General features: G+C 56.0%; 17 protein-coding genes, 2 tRNA genes and 1 pseudogene. 2 read left to right on the plus strand and 18 right to left on the minus strand.

Going from position 1 to position 22433, the window contains the following annotated elements; translation table 11 throughout:
* Nucleotides 1–165 precede the first annotated feature (165 nt).
* The 10 genes and pseudogenes from ACX3P5_RS11200 to ACX3P5_RS11245 all read right to left on the minus strand — a co-directional run bounded on the left by ACX3P5_RS11200 (nucleotide 166) and on the right by ACX3P5_RS11245 (nucleotide 14682).
* On the minus strand, nucleotides 166–1773 hold the full coding sequence (locus ACX3P5_RS11200; RefSeq protein ID WP_458968703.1) for an ABC transporter substrate-binding protein: 1608 nt from the start codon (nucleotides 1771–1773) through the stop codon (nucleotides 166–168).
* Nucleotides 1774–1852: 79 nt separating this feature from the next.
* Complete coding sequence (locus tag ACX3P5_RS11205; RefSeq protein WP_458968704.1) at nucleotides 1853–3130, minus strand: NAD(P)/FAD-dependent oxidoreductase; 1278 nt, start codon at nucleotides 3128–3130, stop codon at nucleotides 1853–1855.
* 10 nt (nucleotides 3131–3140) lie between these two features.
* Nucleotides 3141–3809, minus strand: coding sequence for a haloacid dehalogenase type II (locus tag ACX3P5_RS11210; RefSeq protein ID WP_458968705.1), 669 nt, complete (start codon nucleotides 3807–3809; stop codon nucleotides 3141–3143).
* Nucleotides 3810–3837: 28 nt separating this feature from the next.
* Entirely contained in the window at nucleotides 3838–5307 is a 1470-nt protein-coding gene (locus ACX3P5_RS11215; protein WP_233987748.1) for an aldehyde dehydrogenase family protein, read from the minus strand.
* Between the two features lie 452 nt (nucleotides 5308–5759).
* Nucleotides 5760–7217 carry an NAD-dependent succinate-semialdehyde dehydrogenase gene (locus ACX3P5_RS11220; RefSeq protein ID WP_336755533.1) on the minus strand — a complete coding sequence of 486 codons (1458 nt, stop codon included), beginning with the start codon at nucleotides 7215–7217 and terminating at the stop codon, nucleotides 5760–5762.
* Nucleotides 7218–7375: 158 nt separating this feature from the next.
* The gene (gene cbl / locus ACX3P5_RS11225; RefSeq protein ID WP_233987746.1) at nucleotides 7376–8335 is read right to left on the minus strand and encodes an HTH-type transcriptional regulator Cbl; all 960 of its coding nucleotides are present in this window, start codon (nucleotides 8333–8335) and stop codon (nucleotides 7376–7378) included.
* A gap of 1451 nt (nucleotides 8336–9786) precedes the next feature.
* Nucleotides 9787–10703 (minus strand): annotated as a pseudogene (gene nac / locus ACX3P5_RS11230) (nitrogen assimilation transcriptional regulator NAC).
* A 489-nt stretch (nucleotides 10704–11192) separates the two neighbouring features.
* Complete coding sequence (locus ACX3P5_RS11235) at nucleotides 11193–12218, minus strand: ABC transporter permease (protein WP_233988156.1); 1026 nt, start codon at nucleotides 12216–12218, stop codon at nucleotides 11193–11195.
* A 23-nt stretch (nucleotides 12219–12241) separates the two neighbouring features.
* A complete protein-coding gene (locus ACX3P5_RS11240) occupies nucleotides 12242–13726 on the minus strand; it encodes a sugar ABC transporter ATP-binding protein (protein WP_336755546.1) in 1485 nt (494 codons plus the stop codon).
* A gap of 32 nt (nucleotides 13727–13758) precedes the next feature.
* Nucleotides 13759–14682, minus strand: a complete 924-nt coding sequence (locus ACX3P5_RS11245) for a sugar ABC transporter substrate-binding protein (protein ID WP_458968706.1) — start codon at nucleotides 14680–14682, stop codon at nucleotides 13759–13761.
* A gap of 505 nt (nucleotides 14683–15187) precedes the next feature.
* Between ACX3P5_RS11245 and ACX3P5_RS11250 the strand changes: the two genes are divergently transcribed.
* Nucleotides 15188–15263: transfer RNA gene (locus ACX3P5_RS11250), tRNA-Asn, on the plus strand.
* Between the two features lie 84 nt (nucleotides 15264–15347).
* Here the strand turns inward: ACX3P5_RS11250 and ACX3P5_RS11255 are convergent.
* The 4 genes from ACX3P5_RS11255 to ACX3P5_RS11270 form a co-directional block, all read right to left on the minus strand.
* Nucleotides 15348–15650 (minus strand): helix-turn-helix domain-containing protein, encoded by a 303-nt coding sequence (locus ACX3P5_RS11255; RefSeq protein WP_233987742.1) that lies wholly within the window; start codon nucleotides 15648–15650, stop codon nucleotides 15348–15350.
* Between the two features lie 4 nt (nucleotides 15651–15654).
* Nucleotides 15655–16008: a type II toxin-antitoxin system RelE/ParE family toxin gene (locus tag ACX3P5_RS11260; protein WP_458968707.1), complete on the minus strand. Its 354-nt coding sequence runs from the start codon at nucleotides 16006–16008 to the stop codon at nucleotides 15655–15657.
* A gap of 298 nt (nucleotides 16009–16306) precedes the next feature.
* A complete protein-coding gene (locus ACX3P5_RS11265) occupies nucleotides 16307–17398 on the minus strand; it encodes a YncE family protein (protein WP_336755548.1) in 1092 nt (363 codons plus the stop codon).
* A gap of 327 nt (nucleotides 17399–17725) precedes the next feature.
* Nucleotides 17726–18790 carry a class I mannose-6-phosphate isomerase gene (locus tag ACX3P5_RS11270; RefSeq protein WP_458968708.1) on the minus strand — a complete coding sequence of 355 codons (1065 nt, stop codon included), beginning with the start codon at nucleotides 18788–18790 and terminating at the stop codon, nucleotides 17726–17728.
* A gap of 450 nt (nucleotides 18791–19240) precedes the next feature.
* On the opposite strand from ACX3P5_RS11270, the gene ACX3P5_RS11275 reads away from it, so the two are divergent.
* Nucleotides 19241–19316 (plus strand) — tRNA-Asn (locus ACX3P5_RS11275).
* 167 nt (nucleotides 19317–19483) lie between these two features.
* Here the strand turns inward: ACX3P5_RS11275 and ACX3P5_RS11280 are convergent.
* The 4 genes from ACX3P5_RS11280 to ACX3P5_RS11295 form a co-directional block, all read right to left on the minus strand.
* On the minus strand, nucleotides 19484–19741 hold the full coding sequence (locus ACX3P5_RS11280; RefSeq protein WP_233987738.1) for a YfhL family 4Fe-4S dicluster ferredoxin: 258 nt from the start codon (nucleotides 19739–19741) through the stop codon (nucleotides 19484–19486).
* 9 nt (nucleotides 19742–19750) lie between these two features.
* Nucleotides 19751–20461: a carboxymuconolactone decarboxylase family protein gene (locus ACX3P5_RS11285; protein WP_458968709.1), complete on the minus strand. Its 711-nt coding sequence runs from the start codon at nucleotides 20459–20461 to the stop codon at nucleotides 19751–19753.
* An 87-nt stretch (nucleotides 20462–20548) separates the two neighbouring features.
* On the minus strand, nucleotides 20549–21163 hold the full coding sequence (maiA, locus tag ACX3P5_RS11290; RefSeq protein WP_458968710.1) for a maleylacetoacetate isomerase: 615 nt from the start codon (nucleotides 21161–21163) through the stop codon (nucleotides 20549–20551).
* The gene (locus ACX3P5_RS11295) at nucleotides 21160–22428 is read right to left on the minus strand and encodes an MFS transporter (protein ID WP_233987735.1); all 1269 of its coding nucleotides are present in this window, start codon (nucleotides 22426–22428) and stop codon (nucleotides 21160–21162) included. The genes maiA and ACX3P5_RS11295 overlap by 4 nt, the downstream gene beginning before the upstream one ends.
* Nucleotides 22429–22433 lie beyond the last annotated feature (5 nt).

Raw genomic sequence — 22433 nt, forward strand, 5'->3', positions numbered from 1 at the left:
CGGCGTACTCCTTATTACGAGCCTGGCCCACCAGGCGTAATTGTTGCTGGCAGTCCGGACACGGACTGCGCGGAACAACCGGAACGTACACGTAGTACGTGTGGATGGAGATCACTGCCCAGCGTCAGACAGACCCATAAAATCGTCTGACTGGATTGGCTGGGATCAGGCGGTCAGCCAGGCGAACTCATGGAAGCGATAGCCCATCATCATGCCCGACGGCCAGGCCTCCACGCCCTTCACCTTTTTGCTGTAACCGTCAGTCGAGCTGATAAAGGTCGGGATGATGGTGCCGCAATGGTCATAAATCAGCGTCTGCATATCGCCATACATCTGCTTGCGTTTCGCCTGATCGCGCTCGCCACGGGCGGCCATCACCAGTTGGTCAAACTGTGCGTTTTTCCAGCCCGATTCATTATTCGGTGCGCTAGAGAGATAAAACTGTGAGAACAGCATGTCGAGCGTCGGTCGCGGATTTATCGAGCCGTATCCCACCGGATCTTTGGTCCAGTGCGAAGACCAGTAACCGTCATACGGCACGCGTCGCACTTTGAAGTTGATGCCAGCACCCCGTGCCATCTGCTGAATCAGCTGGCCACCTTCATTCGCGCCTTCGATATTCGGGGTGGTGATGATCTCTACCGTCGACCCGGTCATGCCAGCTTTTTTGATGTGGAACTTCGCCTTTTCAACGTCGAGCGGACGCGGTTTGAGGTCGGCGTTGTAGAGCGGATGCCACGGCGGAACCGGCGTGTCGTTGCTGACGTCGCCGTAGCCCTGCAGCACGGTTTTGACCAGCATTTCACGCGGCTGCAGATATTTCATCGCCAGCACAAAATCTTCGTTGTTGCCTGGTTTGACGTCAGTGCGCACAATCAGGTTGGTGTACATGCCCGATTTGCTCTCCAGCACGCCGAAGTCGCTGGTGGCCTTGATCCGTTTGCAATCGGCCGCCGACAGGGTGGAGACGATGTGCAGATCGCCCGACATCAGCGCATTGACCCGCGCCGCCGCATCGGTCACGCCAATCAGCTCTATCTCATCGAGGTGCGGTAAACCGGGCTTGTAGTAGTTGGGATTGCGGGTGCCGATCGAGCGCACGCCCGGCATAAAGGCCTTGCAGATGAACGGACCGGTACCGATGCCCTTGCTGAAATCTTTAGTGCCATCCTGCACTATCAGGAACGGCGGCGTCGCCAGCATATAAGGTACATCGAAGTTGGCGCTACTCAGCTCCAGCAGCACCTCATGATCGCCGACCGCACTGAGGGTTTTGAACTGATCGGCCAGCTTAAAGGCGTTAGACGCGACCGCCGGATCTTTATGGCGGCTGAGCGAGTAGATCACATCTTTGGCGGTAAAGGGTTTGCCGTCGTGGAAGGTAACCCCCTGGCGCAGTTTGATATGCCAGCTGATGCCATCGCTGGACTCCAGCGATTCGGCCAGCGCCGGTTGTGCCATCAGGCTTTTATCCAGCTCGGTCAGGCCGCTGTAAAACATGTACTGACGGGTGTAATCGGCGCTGTTGTTGCTTTTCGCCGGATCGAGTGTGTCAGTGGCGGAAGCGTTCGACATCGCCGCCCGCAGTTTGCCGCCTTTGACGGGCTTGTCATCGGCCAGCGCTGCACCGGAAAAGCCGATCAGGCCGCTGCTCATTACCGCACCAGCCGAGAGCATTTTCATCAGGCTACGGCGTGACAGCGATCCTTCGGTGATCATTCGCGTCAGTGCCGGATTAACCGCGTCAGGCTCTTTATTATCAAATTTGCTCATCTGTACACCCTCAATAAACCATCAAGCGAACGTGAAGTAACTCTTCCGGCGGCCGGAGGTGGCCTGATCCGGCGGGAACTTATGACAGGCGATCCTTTGCTTTGTAATAGAGCCCGGCGAGGGGCAAAAACCATGGCTTGCCGTGATAACCGGGCAGCGCAGGCCATGACGCGCGCTGCCAGGGGTTTTCTGTCTGTTTTTCGGCCAGCAGATCGGCCATCACCCGACCCATCCACACCGACATCTGGGTTCCGTGGCCGCTGTAACCCAGCGAATAGAACACCCCATCCTGCTCACCGGCATGGGGTAACCGGTCCGCCGTCATATCGACCATACCGCCCCAGCAGTAGGCCAGCGGAGTATTGCTGAGCTGAGGAAACATCTGCACCATCGCCTGGCGCAGGATCTCGCCACTGCGCGAATCGGAGGTCGGGTTACTGACCGCAAAGCGCGCCCGGCCACCAAAGACCAGCCGGCGATCGGCGGTGCTTCGGAAGTAGTTGCCGATGTTTAGTGAAGTGACGTAGGTGCGGTTGTGCGGTAACACCTGGCGCAGCAACTCGTCATCCAGCGCCTCGGTGACCACGATAAAGCTACCGACCGGCACGATGCGGCGCTGAAACCAGGGAAAGGGGCCGACGTTGGAACAGCCGGTTGCCATCAGCACTTTGTCGGCCATAATCTCGCCCTGCCCGGTATGCACCCGATGCTGATAGCCATTAAGGCGCTCCAGCCGGGTTACCGCATGATGAGGATAAATTTTCGCCCCGCTGCGGGCCGCCGCCTCGGCGAGTCCGACGCCGAACTTGCCCATGTGCATCTGACCGCCGCGCTTTTGCAGCAGGCCGCCGTGAAAATTATCACTGCCGATCTCCTGGCGGACGGCCGCTTTGTCGAGCAGTTCAATCTCTGGATCGACCGTGCGGCGCATCAGCTCCGCGGCTTCGCGCAGCCCGGCGAGATGGGTCGCTTTGCTGGCGAGCTTGAGCTTGCCGCACAGGCGGAAATCGCAGTCGATCTGTTCGTGCTGTACCAGCTGTTCGACATAGCTGACCGCGTCGTCGAACGCCCGATAGAAACGACTGGCCTGTTCCAGCCCCTGACTCGCCACCAGCGAAGCGAAGTTCTGCGCCACGCCGGTGTTGCAGTGCCCGCCGTTGCGCGACGAAGCCTGACTCATCACTTCGCCGCTCTCCAGCAGCACCACGCTAAGGCCGCTGCGCGCCAGGCTGAGCGCCGCCGAGACGCCGGTGAAGCCGCCGCCAATCACCACCACATCAGCCTGTGACGGCAGTGGGTCGGTCGCGGCGCCGCTAAAGGCCGGTGCGGTGGCTTGCCAGAACGATTCCAGTTTCATGGCGCTTTCCTCAGAGTCCAACGACGCCAGGCAGGCCGCCAATGTCTTTAATTTCGGTGTACTGATAGTACGGATTGGCCGGTTCATGACCGCGGTTGACCCACACTTTGTGTTTGATGCCGAGATCGTGTGCGGTCATCAGGTCGTAGCGGAAACTGGAGGAGACGTGGAGGATCTCATCCGGGCGACAGTCGAGCTTCTCCAGCATGTACTCAAAGCCTTTCATCTGCGGCTTGTACGCGCCCGCCTCTTCCGCGGTAATCGTCATATGGATGGGTGCACCGAGGCGCGGGATATGATGCGGGATCAGGTCCTTCATCGAGTTAGTCAGCAGCACCAGCGGAAACTCCTCTGCCACTTTTGCCAGCCCGGATGGCACATCAGGATGCGGCCCCCAGCTGGCGCAGTCGGTGTAGATAAAGTCGCTGTCGGCTTTGTCCCAGCTCACGCCCCACTTTTTACAGGTGCGCTGCAGCGCATTACTGACCACGTCGTAATAGGGTTTCCAGGCGCCCAGCACCTCATCGAGCCGATAGCTGGAGAAGTCGGTGGTGAAAGCGTGCATCTGCGCCGGGTCGATGCGGTCGCTGAAGCGACGCTGCGCGGCACCGGCCATGTCGAACAGAATCAGCGTGCCGTAACAGTCGAACGTGATGTATTTCGGTTTAAACAGAGCCATCTAATAACCTCGTCATAGTCAGTTGCGCTTAGAAATCGATCAGTACGCTTTTCTGGCGCTGGCAGGCCTGAAACGCCTGACGGCCTAAATCTTTCCCGATGCCTGACCCGAGAAAGCCGCCGGTTGGAATGATGAAATCGCCAGAGCGGCCATAGCGGTTGACCCAGACGGTACCGGCCTCCAGGGCGCGAATCGCCCGCAGCGCCCGCGGCAGGCTGAGCGTATGCACACCGGCACACAGGCCGTAGGTGTCGTGCGCCGCCAGCGCCAGGCCCTGCTCTTCATCGTCGAACGGCTGAATGGTGAGCACCGGACCAAAAATTTCCTGCTGCACCGCCGGATTATCCTGCGCGACGTGGCTCAGTAAGGTGGGCTGCCAGAACCAGCCGCCGTCGGTGTCGGCGAAGCGTTCGCCGCCCACCAGCACTTCCGCGCCCTGCGCTTTGGCGGCCTCAATCACTGAACAGACTTTGTTGCCCTGACGGTCATCGATCAGCGGCGCGTAGCGGCTGCCTTCATGCCAGGTGACGCCCGGCTTCACCTCGCGACATAGCAGTGCCAGTCGCTCAGTCAGTGCATCGGCGATGCCGCGCTGCACGATTAAACGGGTCCCCGCCACGCACGCCTGGCCGCCATTGGCGGTGAAACCGCGCAGGATGCGCTGCGCCAGGATGTCCAGGTCACCGGCGTCATCAAACACCAGCTGCGGGCTTTTGCCGCCCAGCTCCAGCGTCACCGGTTTCATGCCGAACTGCGCCGCATCACTCATAATGCGCGCGCCGGTGAGGGTCGAACCGGTAAAGGAGACTTTGCGCACCAGCGGATGTTTCACCAGCGCACTGCCGGTTACCGCCCCGCTGCCCTGCACAATGTTAAGCACGCCAGCCGGTAAGCCCGCCTGAATTGCCAGCTCGGCCAGCCGTACGGTGGAAAACGGGGTCAGCTCAGAAGGTTTAAGCACCACGGCATTGCCGGCGGCCAGTGCCGGTCCGCATTTCCATGAGGCCATCGACAGCGGGAAGTTCCACGGGGTGATGGCACCGATTACGCCGTAAGGTTCGGCAATCAGCATTCCGAGGCTGCTGTCGCGGGTCGGGAACAGGTCACCGCTGTATTTGTCGGCGCATTCGGCATAAAAACGAATCGCTTCGGCGGTGAACGGGATTTCGTGCAGTACCACATCGCTGATGGGTCGGGTCGATCCGAGCGCTTCCAGCTGGGCCAGCAGCGGGTCCTGCTCAATCAGCTCAGCCCAGCGCCGCAATACGCGACCGCGTTCACGTGGCGCGCAGCCTGACCAGCCACTGGTTTTCAGCGCCTGATGCGCCACGGTAACCGCGTGATCGACATCCTGCGGCGTGGCGTCATGCAGCGTGGCGTAGACCTTGCCGTCGGAGGGACGCTTAACCGCAAAGGGCGCGCCCTGGCTCTGAAGATGCTGGCCGCCAATATAATGACCAACCGGAAGAGAAACTTTTTCAGGGTCGAAACTTAACATGGAAGAATCCTTATTTGTTACACCCGTCACTTGCTGGCTTATTAGCCTTTTAAACCGCGCTTAGTTATCGCGTTAATAAGCTAATGCAGAAAGTATGCCAGCCGGGCAAAAAATAAAAATGCGTTTAAAACAGCGCAAAAAAATTTTCTGCCGTATTGATGAAGGAATTTTTGCGGAATTGCCGAACAATTAAACAGATGATTTACTTCACAAAATTGTTGCACTCTGCGGGTGCAACGCGCACGGAAATTGCACCATGACGGATATCAGTGAGCCAGCGTTGCACCCGACGACAGATTTTCACTGGTAAATAATCGACCTGCTTCACATTGTTGATAAATTTCTCTGTTATTCAGGGTGCAGATAATTAACGCCGGGCGGTAACAATGATGGGTGCAAAAAAAAGCGCCAGCCCGGAAAACAGGCTGACGCGGTTAATAGAGTGAGATTATTCAGAGACTGCCGATATGAAATGTTTTTTGTTCAAGATACTCATCAATTCCATAACGTGAACCTTCGCGGCCAATACCGGATAATTTCACGCCGCCAAACGGGGCGACTTCTAATGAGATCGCTCCGGTATTGAAGCCGACCATGCCAAACTCCAGCGCTTCCGCCACCCGCCACGCCCGTCGGATATTTTCCGTGAAGAAATAGGCCCCCAGGCCATAAGGCGTGTCATTCGCCATCGCAATCGCCTGCTCTTCATCATCGAAAATAAACAGCGGCGCGACCGGGCCAAAGGTTTCTTCATGCGCGATGCGCATAGTGCTGGTGACGTTACCCAGCACCGTTGGCTCAACAAAGGTGCCGTTGCCCCGACTGATGCCGCCGGTCAGTAGCGTGGCTCCCTGGCTCAGCGCATCGTCAATGTGACCGTTCACTTTCTCTAGCGCCCGGTTGTTGATCAGCGGTCCAATGGTGGTGCCCGGCGTGAAGCCATCGCCGACTTTCAGGGTCGCGACCGCCTCCAGCAGCCGGGCGCTGAACTGCGGATAGATATCGCGCTGCACCAGAATCCGGTTGGCGCAGACGCAGGTCTGGCCGGCATTGCGGAACTTGCTGATCATCACGCCCGCCACCGCTATCTCAATATCAGCATCGTTAAAGACGATTAACGGCGCGTTGCCACCCAGTTCCAGGCTGAGGCGTTTGATGCTGTCAGCGCTCTGTTGCATCAGCAACTGCCCGACCTTTGTGGAGCCGGTAAAGGAGATCTTTCGCACCGTGCGGCTGGCGGTCAGCGTCTCACCAATTTCGGTCGGCAGGCCGGTGAGCACCTGCAGCACGCCGGACGGGAAGCCGGCGCGTTCCGCCAGTACCGCCAGCGCCAGCGCCGAGAGCGGCGTCAGTTCAGAGGGTTTGACGATAATCGGGCAGCCCGCGGCCAGCGCGGGGGCCACTTTGCGGGTGATCATCGCAATCGGGAAGTTCCAGGGTGTGATGGCTGCCGCCACGCCAACCGGCTGTTTCAGCACCAGAATACGGCGGTCATCGCTGGGGGCCGGAATAGTATCGCCGTAGATACGACGCGCTTCTTCAGCAAACCATTTAACAAAGCTGGCACCGTACAGCACTTCACCTTTGGCTTCTGCCAGCGGTTTGCCCTGCTCGGCGGTCATGATCGTCGCCAGATCGTCGGCATGATCAATGATCAACTGGTGCCATTTTTCCAGCAGCGCCGCGCGCGTGGCATTGGGCGTTTTTCCCCAGGCAACGCGTACGGATTCGGCATGCGCTATCGCCTGCTCAGTCTCTGTTTTTCCCAGCGCCGGAATGGTGGCGAGGGTTTCGCCGGTGGCAGGATCGGTGACCGGCAGCGTGGCGCCCTGCTGCGCGCCCTGCCAGCGTCCGGCGAACAGCGCCTGCTGGCGCAGCAGATCGCTATCTTTCAGTTGTAGTCGCGACATAACATCCCCTTGTGGTCAGTTGATTCCACTTTATCGCGGCGGGTCAGCGCAGGATGTTGTTGTCGGAGAGCAGAAAGTACCGGAAAGGAATTTTTGGCCGTGAAAAGAAATTTTATGCCGTGCAGTGAGAAGCGCACCCAAATGGATGCGCCTCAGCGTTAAATCTGGAAGTCGATTACCGGCTCATCTTCATTACCGTAGGAGAGCGCCTGGCGTTTAATCTCCTCCAGCGACAGGTTCGCGTTGCACAATTCGAGGAATTGCCAGACATAGTTACGCTGCAGCTGACCACGTTTGAGACCCAGCCAGACGGTGCTGGCATCAAACAGATGCGTCGCCTCAACGCGGACCAGGTCATCGTTCTCTTCAGTTTCGCACGCCTGATCGGCCAGTACTCCAACCCCCAGACCGAGTTTGACGTAGGTTTTCACCACGTCGGAGTCCTGCGCACTGAGAACAATATCCGGTTTCAGCCCGGCGGCCTGAAACGCCCGGTCGACGCGTGACCGGCCGGTTATGCCCTGCCGATAGGTGATCAGCGGATAGCGGCTGAGGGTGCTGAGCGATACCGGCTGATTCTGCACCAGCTCATGCTCTTTCGGCACCAGCAGAGCGTGATGCCAGCTGAACCAGGGGAAGGCCGCCAGGCTGCTGTTATTGACCAGCATTTCACTGGCAATACCGATATCCGCCTCGCCCGCCAGCAGCATACTGACGATTTCCTGCGGCGATCCCTGATTCAGTTCCAGCCGGACATTGGGATAGAGCTGACGGAAGGCTTTAATGATCTTCGGCAGGCTGTAGCGCGCCTGGGTATGGGTGGTGGCAATCGTCAGGATACCGCTGGTTTCATTGGTAAAGACATCGGCCAGCCGCCGCACTTTTCCGGCTTCATCGAGGATGCGCTCAGCGATAGTCAGCAAGGCTTTTCCCGGTTCGGTCATGCCTAACAGGCGTTTGCCGCGGCGGATAAAGATCTCCACACCCAGTTCATCTTCGAGGTCACGAATATGTCTGCTCACACCCGACTGGGACGTAAATAGCGTATTGGCGACTTCCGTTAAATTAAATTCACAGCGGGCCGCCTCGCGGATGATTTTAAGTTGCTGGAAATTCACGGTATTTACCTCCCTTTACGTAATCTGATGAATTGATGGTAAGAACTATTATTGATAACAGGAAATACTAAAAAATTTACTTATATGACTTTAGGGAATAACGGGGTGGGAATGAGGGTTGGGGGGGTCGCTGCGCGAACGGGGCTAAGGGGGTTTCGTTCCGCCGACCGGCTGGGTGAGGGTTCGCTGCGCGAACGGGCTGGGAGCGGGGTTCGTTCCGCCGACCGGCTGGTGGGGTTCGCTGCGCGAACGGGCTCTGAGAAGGTTTCGTTCGCCGGATGGCTGGTGGGGTTCGCTGCGCGAACGGGCTATGAGCAGGTTTCGTTCGCCGGCTGGCTGGTGGGGTTCGCTGCGCGAACGGGCTCTGAGAAGGTTTCGTTCGCCGGGTGGCTGGTGGGGTTCGCTGCGCGAACGGGCACTGAGAAGGTTTCGTTCGCCGGATGGCTGGTGGGGTTCGCTGCGCGAACGGGCTCTGAGAAGGTTTCGTTCGCCGGATGGCTGCGGCAGTTTCAGCTTCGCCGCTGCCGGCGACCGACAAGGGGGCGCCAGTCGCCGCGCCCCCTTGACCCCGGGCTCCGGCCTGCTTCACCGCCGCTTCGCGGTCCCTTCGCTTCTTCCGGATTTCTTACGGACCGGCCGGGACGCGCCATCCCTGGCGCGGCCCCGCCTCTTCGCGACATCCCTGTCGCTCGTCCTGAAATCCCTCATCCGCTCAGCGCTTCAGACGGCCTCCCACCCCTCGCTGTTATTTCTGTATTTCCTGGTGAGTTCTTCGCCGCTGTATGTATGAGCACAATGACTGTCGGTGCTGCTGGTTTTTTTCAGGGCCGTCAATAATCAGACGACATCAGGACAGACAGCAACCTGAGAATCCGCTGTCATGCAGATGCTGCGCAGGATGCAGCAGTGCGAAGCGCGCCTGACTATCAGGCTCAAACCATCAGCAGGCAGACAATATCAGGCCATAAAACAAAATAGCGGGTTTGCAGGCGGGGGGTTGTGAGAGGCGTCCGAAGCGCTGAGGAGTGAGCGAAGGCCAGGAAGAGCCGACAGGACGTCGGCGAAAGGACGGCCTCGCCAGGGACGGCGAGTCCGGACGGTCCGTCGGCCGCAGGGAATGACGAAGGCACCGCGCGCAGCGTAGGCAGCCGGACGCCGGGATTGTTAAGGGGCGGGCGTCCGCCCCTTGACGCGTCCGCCCGCTCGGGCAAACTGAAACTCCGCATCGCCTGGCGGGCGAAACCTTACTCTATGCCAGCCCGCTGCCATGCGAAACCTTACTCTGTGCCAGCCCGCTGCCAGGCGGAACCTTACTCAGTGTCAGCCCGCTGCCATCGAAACCTTACTCAGTGTCAGCCCGCTGCCATCGAAACCTTACTCAGTGTCAGCCCGCCGCTAGCGTAACCTGACCCCAGCCCGCCGCCAGGCAAACCCCAACAGAGCCCTGCCCCTTAACTCACTAACATCAACTCCCTCTCTTCGCTCATCGGCTTATTCAGCAGCGACAGCAGAATAATTTCACTGCCTGCGCCGAAGGCGACAACGGTAAGCGGGCGGAGATGTTCAGTGATAGCGGCAGACTCAGTGACGGGCTGTTGATGCGCGCCATCCAGGCATGGGTCGAGCCGACCAGCGAACGTGCGGCGGATTCCGGCAGCACGGTGACGCCCATACCACTGGAGATCGCTGCTGTCAGCGTGGAGATCGACTCGATTTCACCGATGATCCGCGCACTCAGGCGACGCAATGAAAATGCCTCATCGACACGTTTGCGCACTGCACTGTAGTCGCGCGGCAGGAACAGACTCATCTGCGCCACATCAGCCAGATCGACGCTGGCACCCGGGCAGTCGGTAGCCCCGACCAGATAGAGCTCCTCTTTCATCAGCGGCATACTGGTAATTCCGGCGGTGGGCGCACGGTCGTACAGCACCGCCATATCCAGCTGACCGTTCATCACTTTTTCATTCAGCGAACTGCCGCTGTTTTCATGCAGGTAAACCAGCACTTCCGGGAACTGATCGCGTACCGTCTGCAACAGCGGCATGGTCAGCGAGGATGCGGCGGTACCCGGTGCGAGGCCGATCGATACCTGGCCACTCAGCACCTGACCGGCATTGATTACCGCGGTTTGTGCCTGCTCACACTGACGCAGAATAGTACGCGCGTGGGCGTAGAGAATCTTACCGGCTTCGGTCGGCGTTACGCCGCGCTTGGTGCGGATCAACAGTTGCTGATCCAGCTCGTTCTCCAGCGTCGCCACCTGCTGGCTGAGCGCCGGCTGGGCGATGTGCAGCACTTCTGCCGCCTGAGTCAGACTGCCGATATCGACGATTTTAACAAAGTACTTCAGTCGTCTTAAATTCATCTTGCCTCCGTCACTAACCCCGAATAGCGAAATTGGTCTGAGCCAATCGCCTTGTTGCTAAGGAAATTGCAAGATGCAGGCCAGGTTTAGTCAGCACAGCCGTTGCTCTAACCAGAATTTTCCTAACGCGCCGGAAAATAAGCGTTTCTGATTACCTCATAAGAGTTAATAAGCAGCGGCGATAGCCGCACGGAAGCGTAAAGCGGACCAGGCGCACCGGGATAGTGCAGGCGCTGCGAGTCAGATGTGCATAAAAGTGATGACCGGCAGACTGTTTTAGTGCAGCGGCAGCCTGAAAACGCGCAGAGAGTCTGGCTTCAGGCGTCGCGGATGCAGAAAGAAGTGTAAACGCTATCAGTGGGATTTCTTATCTTTAGCGGGAATCTGGCGGCAATTCGGCAGGATTAGGATGAACCTTGCCCTCTCTGCCAGGCAGCAGAGAGGGCAAGGCATGCGCCCGCGTTCCGGCGGCGCAACGCCGGGAGTGAATCAGCGTTTTTTACGGTTGCGATGCATATCAATCGAAACCGCAGCAACAATAATGATCCCTTTAATGATGTCCTGAATATAAGCATCGACACCCACGAAGGTGAATCCGCTCTTAATCAGGCCGAGGATCACGGCACCGATCAGCGTACCGGTAATGCGACCAACACCGCCCATCAGGCTGCTGCCACCGATTACGGCTGCGGCAATCGCATCCAGTTCGTAGGACATCCCCATGCTCGACTGTCCGCTACTGACACGGGCGGCCAGCACCACGCCCGCCAGGCCCGAAAGTGCGCCGGCGATGGAATAGACGATGATCAGGTATTTATTAACGTTAATGCCGGAGACTTTGGCGGAAGTCATGTTGCCGCCGATGGCGTAAACATATTTACCGTAGCGGGTATGCTTCAGCGCGATATGGAACAGCAGCGCCACCACCAGGAAAATCACCACCGGCATCGCACCCTGACCGATAGAGGTAAAGCCATCGGAAAGGAAGCTGATCGGGTTACCCTGGGTGTAATACTGTGCCAGACCACGCGCCGACACCATCATGCCGAGCGTGGCAATAAATGGCGGGATACCGGTGCGGGTGATCAACACGCCATTCACCACGCCGCACAGTAAGCCGACGCCGATACCGGCGGCAATCGGGATCGCTGCCGGCATATTCACCAGCGACGGATACATCGGCGACAGGCTATCCGAGGTTTGCGCCAGACTGGCGGCAACTACGGCCGTCAGGGCGATGACCGACCCGGAGGAAAGGTCGATACCGGTGGTAATGATCACCTGGGTGACGCCGACCGCAATAATCCCGATGATCGCCACCTGCAGAACAATCAGGATCAGGCGGTTGGTGTTGAGCAGAAAAGACTGGTCACGCACGTACCAGCCGAACATTTCAAAAATTAACGCAATCCCCACCATCACCACAAAAATGCCGGTATCTTTCGGCAATTTGTGACGCAGACTGGCGAAAAAAGAGGGTTGCTGCGGTGCTGCCGGGGTGGCAGTGGCTTTCATATTGCTCATAGTTGTCTCGCGCCTCACTCGGATGCCAACGACAAAATGGTTTCCTGATCGGCCTCTTCTTTATCGAGGATGCCGGTTATACGCCCGCCGTGCATCACCATCACCCGGTCGCTCATGCCGAGAATTTCCGGCAATTCAGACGACACCATAATGATGGCCACGCCACGGTTGGCGAGTTCACTGATTAAGCGGTAGATCTCCGCTTTAGCCCCGACGTCGATACCGCGCGTCGGTTCATCCAGAATCAGGATCTTGGGTTGCGCCAGCAGCCAGCGGGCAATCAGGACTTTTTGCTGGTTGCCGCCGCTGAGGTTGTTGATGATCTGATCCATGGTCGGCGTTTTGATATTGAGTCGCCGGATTTGATCCATACAGTCCTGCGCCATCTTCACATGGCTGACAAAACCACTTTTTCCGCTGTACTCCGGCATGTTGACGATGCTCATGTTCTCCATCACCGACAGCACCAGAAACAGCCCGGACTTTTTGCGATCCTCGGTGAGAAACGCCATCCCTTTTTCAATCGCGGTGGAGGGCGAGTCGATATTGACCGGTACGCCATCAATCAGAATCTCACCGCTGTCGAAACTTTCCATACCGAACAGGCTTTCCATCACCTCGCTGCGGCCCGCGCCCACCAGCCCGGCCACGCCAAGGATCTCGCCACGGCGAACGCTGAAGTTGATGTCGGTGAAGCGGTCTTTGCAGCTCAGGTTGCGAACCGTCAGCACCTCTTCACCAATGGCATTGTTGAATTTCGGGAACAGCTGGGTCAGTTCGCGCCCCACCATCTGGGTGATTAATGACTGGCGGGTATATTTCGCCGTCTGGTCGCTGCCAATCCAGCTGCCGTCGCGGAAAATACTCACTTCGTCGGTGATGGTGAAAATTTCATCCATCTTGTGACTGATATAGATGATGGCTTTGCCCTGCTCCCGCAGGTCACGAATGATGGTAAACAGATGCGCGACTTCGGTTTCGGTTAACGCGGAGGTGGGCTCATCCATAATCACGATGTCTGAATCCCAGGAGACCGCTTTGGCAATTTCCACCATCTGCTGCGAGGCGATACTGAGATCGCCAACCATGCTTTCCGCTTTTAACCGGATGTTGAGCCGGTTGAGTAGCGTCTGGGTCAGCTGATTCAGTCGGGCATGATCGACAAAGCCAAACTTCATCGGTTCGCGGCCCAGCCAGATATTCTCCGCTACCGTCATGTACGGCACCAGGTTCAGCTCCTGGTGGATCATCGAAATACCGGAACGCAACGCGTCCATAGTGTCCTGAAACTGCACCGGCTCCCCTTTAATGCGAATGGTGCCCTTATCGGGACGATACATCCCGATAAGGCACTTCATTAAAGTGGATTTGCCCGCGCCATTTTCGCCCATCAAGGCATGTACCGTTCCCGGACGCACCCGCAACGAGACGTTGTCGAGTGCTTTCACGCCGGGGAAGAACTTGCTGATGCCTTCGGCTTCAAGCGCAAAAGCGGTCATACATCACCTCCGTACAGCTGGGTCGGGAACGATTATTTCAGGTTACGCTGGGTAAACTGTTCCATGTTTTCTTTGGTGATCAACTGGTAAGGGATATTGATAATCTTCTGAACCTTCTCGCCTTTCGCCAGCTTCACCGCGGTCTGTACCGCACCTTCACCCTGGCCCTGCGCATCCTGGAAGACGGTCGCGATCATTTTGCCCTGCTTCAGCATCTGCAACGCATCGGGCGTGCCATCAACGCCAGCAATCAGAATCTTGTCCGGATTTTTGCCCAGCGCCTGTAAGGCACCGATCGCCATTTCGTCGTTGTTAGAGGCGATAGCATTAATTTCATTACCGGCGGTCATCCAGTTGCTGACCACATCCACCGCGTCGTTACGCATGAATTTTGCGGTCTGCTTCTGCACAATTTTGATACCCGGGAATTTCTCGGCAACCTCTTCAACCCCTTTGGTACGGTCACGGGTCGCTTCATTGGCCAGATCGCCCATCAGAATGGCGACGTTGCCTTTGCCGTTCATCGCTTTAGCGAGGGCTTCCATCTGTAAGCGGCCAGCCAGCTCGGAATCGGAACCGACATAAGCCATTTTGTCTGTCAGCTCAGCCTGTGGACGACGGTTAACGAAGATCAGTGGGATGCCGGCTTTGGTTGCCTGATCCATAATCGGTTTCACCGCGTTGGTATCGACCGGGTTGACGATGATGGCGTCGACGCCCTGACCGATAAAGGTCTGAACCTGTTGCAGCTGCTGTGAAACGTCACCTTTTGCATCTTCGATCTGGCCTTTGACGCCATCTTTCTGCATCTCTTTCTGCATTGAGGTGCGGAGAATGGTCAGAAAGTTGTCATCAAACAGTGCCATAGAGACACCGACAGAGAGATCTTTTGCCATGACGGCGGCAGGCAACATGCAGGCTAACAGTGAGGCGACAATCGTTCTTTTAATGTTCATAGGGACCCTTCTTATTTGTTAACTTGCTCAGTGGCTGACACTGCGAATGAAAAATATCTTTTACATTCATCCAACCGGGCTGGCGTCTGTTTCGTTAAATTTGAGGTAAGACTTCCGGTTCTGGCTATTTTTGTGACCGACCACTCCTTTTCACAATCACTTGATTCACAAACAGTTAATTTCAAAATGTTGTTTTACTTTTTCACAACAGTTGCGTCCGTGATGATAAGCAGTTTATTTATTCCATATAATCACGTTTTGAAATTTTTATCATAAAAGCACTGAAATGATTGTTTTAACATCGCCAAATAACAAAACTTTGACATGCATCTAACATCTGTCAGGAAATGCCCTTAAATTGAGATCCTGTTGGCAGTTTGAAAAGTCACCGAAAACCCTAAAAAAACGCCGATCCGCTGCTTTTACGAGCATCTGAACGCAATTCATCAAAGAGGGCTTTGACAAGCTGAACCCACGCCGCTAATATTCGCCCCGTTCCAGCAATTCCTCTGTAGTTCAGTCGGTAGAACGGCGGACTGTTAATCCGTATGTCACTGGTTCGAGTCCAGTCAGAGGAGCCAGAATTAGAAAAGCCCGCTCAGGGAAACCTGAGCGGGCTTTTTACGTTTTTGGTCACGGCGGCATGGCATCCCCGCCTGAATGGTTTACACCTCAAACCCGAAGTGAGAGCCGTCCGGCAGTTCCACCACCAGCCGCAGCTTACCCCCTGCCGCATCGATATAGCGCTTGAGCGTGGAAAGCTTCAGGTCGCGGCCCGGCTTCTCCATGCCCGCCACGGTAGGCTGTGTAATACCCAGCGCCTTTGCCATTTCGACCTGTGTTTTCTGGACTTTCTCGCGCAGTTCGGCAAGGTGAATGTTGAGCAGGATATCCGTCGCCATCGCCTGTGCGTCGGCAACGACTTCCGGTTTTTCATCCGCAATAAGCTGTTCAAGCGTTCTACCCATCTGGTTACTCCTCATCTTTAAAGCCATTCAGCCAGTGTGTAAATTCCCGATCGGCAACCGGAATCATCTCCCGATAAAAACGCTTTTCATTGCCCACCTTATTTCCGGCACAAAGCACAATCGCCGTGCGGTTCGGGTCAAAAGCAAAGAAAGCCCTTATCGGCTCGCCGCGACTCTGAATACGCAGCTCTTTCATGTTGATATAAACAGAGCCCTTTAGCGTATCGGCATATGGCCTGGATAACCCCGGCCCCTTTTCGCGCAACACCATTAATCCTGCCAGTACACAGGCGCGATCGCTCTCATTAAGCAAGGTAAACCAGCGATCAAATCTCTCCGTCGTTTTAATCATCCACACGGGATCTCCCTATTAATATAGGTCAAATACTATATAGGTGTGAAGCGATAATCGAGTGTGATGCAGGGGGATTTCAGATGCCTGTGCCTTTAGTGCAAAGTGAGAGAGGCGTTCAGTCGGGTCAGTGATGAATCCATACAACCTTCATCGATTTGCGAGCTGTACCAGATTTGTTATCGGGTGAGATGATGTGAGGCGTTGTTATCAATAAGAAAACCCGCTCAGGCTTCCCGGAGCGGGCTTTCATTTTGTTCGCGTCGCTTCCCTGCCAATACAGAGTGACGCTTTTAGCGCGTGATTACTTCAGTGCAATCCGCACGATTTCGTCCGTGCCCTTAGTCGATGAGTCCTTGTTAAACTCCGCCTTCAGGGTGACATAGAGCGTGTTGTTGTCCGGGCCAATCAGCAGGCTGTTAGGACTTTTATCAAACGCCCAGCTCTTTTTCACCGCGTAGGTGGTGGCGTCCAGCTGCAGCACTTTTTTCGATTCGCGCTGGCTGATGTAGAGCTCATTACGCTGTGCATTGAATTTAATGCCCAGCGCGTCACCTTCAATACGTTTGATCACCTTCCCGCTGCGTTCGTCGAACACCAGCGTGGTTTTGGCTTTGGAATCGTCCGTGACAAACAGACGACCGGTGGCCGGATCTTCCGCCATATTAAGGAACAGATACTCTTTGCCATCACCGGCGGTCAGGCGTTTTTCGATTTTGTGACTGCGCGGATTGATCACCAGGATTTCACCGGAACCGTTGGCGGCATAAATACGTTCGGTCAGCGGGGAATAGAGGAGACCGGTGACCCATTTACCGGCATTTTTAATCTCGGTTTTCAGCTTAAAGGTTTTGGTATCCACCACCGAGATATAGCCAGGATCGGCAACGCGACCAACATAGAGCTCGTTACCGTGCCACAGCACTTCGCGCGCCCCGGCCGGATAACCTTCTTTGCTGATTTTGCCAGGGAAGACCAGACGCTGCAGCACTTTGCCACTCTGCGCGTCGACTTTAGAGATCGCACCATCCAGTGAGTTGGTGGTGTAGAACACGCTGCCCTGCTGATCGATGGCGGTCCCGAAGTTTTTCATGTCGGTGTGGGTTTCACCTTTGGTCGCCAGCGTGGCCGGATCGAGGCGATAGATCATGCCGCCATTCACATCCTTAAACGCCTGAGCGCTGGCAACAAACAGCGCTTCAGAAACCGGTGAATAGACCATTTCATACAGACCGTCCCCCAGAGCGCGTTGCGTTATCGCCGTATCAACCGGTTTTGCTGCTTCAGCAGCAGGCGCATCGACTTTTTTGGCTGGGGCCTGACAGGCGGTGAGGCCAAAGGTGGCGGCGATGGCCAGAGCAACAGTGGCTTTGCGCGGACTAAACAACGATTTCATGCGTAACTCCATCAAGGGATGAATCGCACCGGTCCAGTGTGACCGGGCAAAAGAATGAGAATCATACGCATTATCAACCGGTAATCCAATCTCATCGCTGATTTCTGTTCTCTCTCCGCCTGAATGAGCTGGTGTCCCGCGCCATAGGCCGTTTTTGATGACGTGAGGCTTAACGCAATGGTGCGGCATCGCGACCTCAGTTCAGAACCGTTGCTGTAGATTCCGGCGCGGCTCCTGACACCTCTGACCGGTGACGGGGAGATGCAGGAAAGCAGGTGTGCCAGGCGGCGGCGCCCCGCGCCTGACACGCCCTGCGCTGAGCCAGCTTTATTCTGCCAGGGCCGGAATCTCCCCCAGCGCGGCAATGGCCCGATCGCTGTAACCGGCCTGGCGCAACGGTGTTACCACTTCATCAGCCAGATCCGGCACATAACCGATTAACAGGTCACCCGCATCGTGCAGAATCACCTCATCCAGCGCGGCAGGCAACAGCAGTGATTCCGCCCGACCCATCTCTACACTGACGCCATTGGCTTCTACCGTCAGCGGCTCACCAGGGTTGGAAAGAATACGCGCGCTGTTGAAGCTGAAGCGCTGTGACTGGCTGAACTGCCAGCGCTCCAGTACAAAATAAGGACTGGCACAGCAAAACCGCCGCGTCAGATCCGCACTGTTCAGCGTCAGTCCCGGCTGAGGTTCGCAGCGCAGCTCCGGCCGCAGTTCCTGTAACAGCGCATCAATGTTCTGTTCCCACTCCGCCTGGCTCAGACGCGAGCCATCTTCCATTTTCCACGGCATGGCGTGCTGCTGGATGTCGGAGGTCTGTTCGATTTCATAGATCAGCGTGTCGGGACCAAAGCTGTGCAGCATCCCGCCGGGAACGTAAAAAGTATCACCAGTTTTGACCGGCACCCGATGCATCACCGCATCGTAATCTTCCGCCAGCAGCGCCGCTTTGAGCCGGGCATGATCCACACCGGCGCGTACGCCCAGCAGACAGGTGGCATCCGGCGCCGCCCACAGAATATGCCAGGCTTCGGTTTTGCCGTTTGGCTGCAGCTCAAGACGCTGCGCCGCTTCATCATCGGCGTGCAGATGCACCGGCAGCATTCCGCTGCCATCGATAAATTTACTCAGCAGCGGAAAGTGCGGACCGCGCCAGCCGGGTGCGACGATGTCATCAGGGTAACGGGTGATCAACTCGCGCAGGCTGGTGCCCGCCAGTTCGCCGTTGGTGACCGAGGCGATCATGCCGTCGACATCGCTGATCTCCCAGGTTTCGGCTACGCGTGAGTCCGGCAGCCCTGCTTTACCCAGCTGCTGCCGGATACGCTGGCCGCCGAAGATGTGGGTGGCGAGTGGTGTTGTCAGCTTTAATGGATAGGCTTTCATTTTTCCTCCTTCACCTGTCAGAGACTTTTGATGCGGCCGCTCGTGATGGCGGTTTTCTCTTTCGAATGGTCAGAGCGCTGGTAACGCTCTTCACTGTGATGAGGTTTTGGCTGCCTTGTTACTGAGCCAGCAAACCCGGTTTGCGCTGGTCGCTGCTGAGGATAGTGTGGACGCTCTGTCATCGGTTTCTCCTTTTTAAGCGCGCGAGGGGCTGATTGATCAGCGTCTCGCCAGTGAGAATCGGTGCTGAATCGTTACTGATAAGCCAGTAAGTTTAGCAGCCGTCCCTGAGGCGCAAGGGCGATGAAGAGAAGTCCTGTGTGAGCGCAGCGCTTTTTGGCTGCCAGGCAGGAGCGGGAACTGATTACGCTTTCTGCAATCGATCGCATCCGGTGAAAAAGGCCATTGCGCCTGCGGCAGAAATCAGTAAACTGCGCGCCATCAACCGATTCCTCTGTAGTTCAGTCGGTAGAACGGCGGACTGTTAATCCGTATGTCACTGGTTCGAGTCCAGTCAGAGGAGCCAGATTTAGAAAAGCCCGCTCAGGGAAACCTGAGCGGGCTTTGTGATAATTTCTCCCTCCTTTACGGCAATTTCTCTTACCGGGAAAGCACAGATACTGGATAAAAAAGTCAGTCAGGCTTAACTGGCCGGCATTGCGCCTCGGCGTATTTTTTGTCAGGACTTCTATATCAGGAAACAACCGACCCGGTGATTAGCGTATATTTCTCCCAAAGTTTTTCTTTGCTTTCGGCTAGTTCGGGTAACAGCGGAATACATTCCACCGGACACACTTGCTGACATTGTGGTTCATCATAATGACCCACACATTCAGTGCAAAGGTTTGGGTTAATCACATACAGTTCATCTCCTGCGGAAATCGCGCTGTTAGGGCACGCCGGACGGCAAATATCACAGTAGATACACTCTTCAGTAATAGTAAGTGACATCGTGCAGCCTTATGATTTCCAGGGTGGGTTGAAAGGAAGCTGTACATTTTCCGGTGCTGCCGTGCGCGCGACGTTAAGTTCCTGGGCAAGTAGCCCGAAATAACTGTCCAGCGCGGTCAGCTCAACCACACCCGACTCTCCAAAACGCGCTTTGAATGCGTCATAGGTGGCATCCTGCACCATATGAGTTTTATGAAGTTCGGTGACAAACTGATAGGTAATGGCTTCATCGTGGGTCATATGCGGAGGTCTGCGCTGTGCCGCCAGGGCATCGGCAGTTTCACGGGTCACCCCTGAGCGTAAGGCAATCGGCTCATGGATATACCACTCGTAGGGCGATTGCATTTCGCGTCCGGCAATCAGAATGGTGAACTCACGGATGCGGTTAGGCAATTCGGAAGTGAAACGCACGTGCTCACCCAGCATCTGAACACGCGTGAGTAATTCCGGGCTTCTCAGTAACACTGAAAACGGCCCGAAAATACAACCACGCGGTCCGGCACTGATTTTTTTAATCGCGGCAAGTTGCTCCGGGCTGGCCTTCTGCGGATCCATATCTGGCAATCTGTCCAGGCTCAGGTCGCTGTCAGAAAACCTGACTTCATCACACTGTGCGGGCCATTTCAGCGGGTCGCTGATTTTCTCTGCCTGTGCAGCATACGCCGCACCGTTTGCCAGTAAAAATGCCATCGCCACTGCTGTTTTTTTAAACGTATTCATTTCTGACTTCTCTGTTTATTGTAGATATTGGCCTCAACGCTGAAGCCCATTTTTCTGAACCCGCCACCCGGCAGCGCCCAATGTTCTTTATGGAACCTCGTGGAAAGCATCAAGCTCATAACACAACGTATAAATGCCGAAGAGCAACTTGTGATGGCTCAGATCTATCCCCTGTTTACGCGCCGACTCACACTGAGCAAAAAGACATATATCCGCCATCACAGGAGAAGCTCCACAGCAAAACGGCTGGTGTACGGCTCTCTGCGACAAGGTTTCTTCTGCCACTTGCAGGGATTCGTCCAGCCAATGAAGCTTCCACTGACTGATATCGGTTTCGGTCATGTCAGACGCACGCAGTCTGTCTGCCACACGACGGGTGATCAGCGGGTGATAATCGGCCGCGAACAGAGAGGCAAAACTCCGGCAGGCGGCCCGCTCCAGCGGATCGCGAGGCAGTAAGTCGTGCCCGGCACGGATATCGTTCAGGTATTCGATAATGGCCAGTGACTGCGTCAATATCTGACCGTTGTGCATTAACAACGGCAGCTTTCTTTGTGCATTGAGTTCGCGGTAAGAGGAGGTAAGATGCTCCCCCTGTTGTAAATCGACCTCAACATATTGATAGCTAATGTCTTTTAAACGCAATGCAATGCGTACCCTGTTCGTCGCAGACGACGTGCGGCAACCGTAGAGCCTGATCATAAGCTGTCATCCGCCGTCTTGAGTGAGCCACGCTTAATCACACCCACGAGCCATTTGAAGAAGCCTGGTGCCTGCAGGAGGATCATAAAACCAAACGCGGCCTGATAGGCTATTTGCGGATAATGACCTGCGACATCCATTGGCCAGAATCCAATGATCACCCCGAACAACGTTTGCGTGAGAAAGGCACCGAACAAGATAAGCAGATTGAGACAGGTTGCCGCGCGGCCGGTCATTGCCGGTGACACATTTTGCGCGACGATGGTGTATTCAAGGCCAGCGATGGTGCCGATGAGTGTGAAGCCTATCGACAATGCGGGAAGCAAAGGCACGATATTTAATGCACAAAGCACCTGCACGGCCAAAAACAGCGCAATACCGATTCCCCCCACGTCCAGCGGTTTAATGTTAAATTTTCCGGCCCATTGTGTTACCGCTCCCACGGACAATGACCCCACCACGACCGCGCCCATGCCAATGAAAAGATAAACGGAGGTTTCCGCGATGCTGTACTGCCCGACATCCTGCAACCATTTGCCCATCCACAGTCCCTGCAAACCAAAAGCGACAGTGTGCGGGAGCAGCAACAGACTAATCACTTTGCGAAACGCCCGGTTTTTATATACCTCAAGCAATGAGGCGAGGCTCGGCCACTTCACCATTTTGTGTTCAACAGGATCTTTCGGTACCCACAAGGCGATGGCCAACATCACCATCAGCGTGATGCCTGCCATCACAAAAAACAGCATCCGCCAGGAGATAAATCCTACCAGCCAGGCAACCGGCAAGGTTGACAACATCGCGCCCAGTCCGCCTGCCGCCAGAAGATACCCATGAATCGAGGGTAATTTGCCTACCGGCACCCAAAATGACAGCACTTTAATTGAGCCCATAAAACATGCCGCCAACCCCAGCCCGATGAGTATTCTCGCCAGCAATAAGGTGGTGAAGCTGTGCCCGATACCAAACAGCACTGCCCCAGCCACCGCCACGCCAAGCAGAGTAAGCTGCACACGTTTCGGACCATAACGATCAAGCGCCAGCCCGACAGGCAACTGCGCCAGAGAAAATGAGAAGAAATACGCACTGGATAAAATGCCGAGCTGCCCGGCCGACAGCGACATTGCCGAAATCAAAAAGGGTGCTAATACCGCATTAATATTCCTGAACAGAAATGACGTACAATGTCCGAAAGCAAACGGTAAGAAGATGTGCGTCATTACTTTTGATGCGCTCAGCGACGGAGACGAAGATATTTCAGCCATGATGA

Source organism: Pantoea sp. S-LA4, assembly GCF_054482835.1.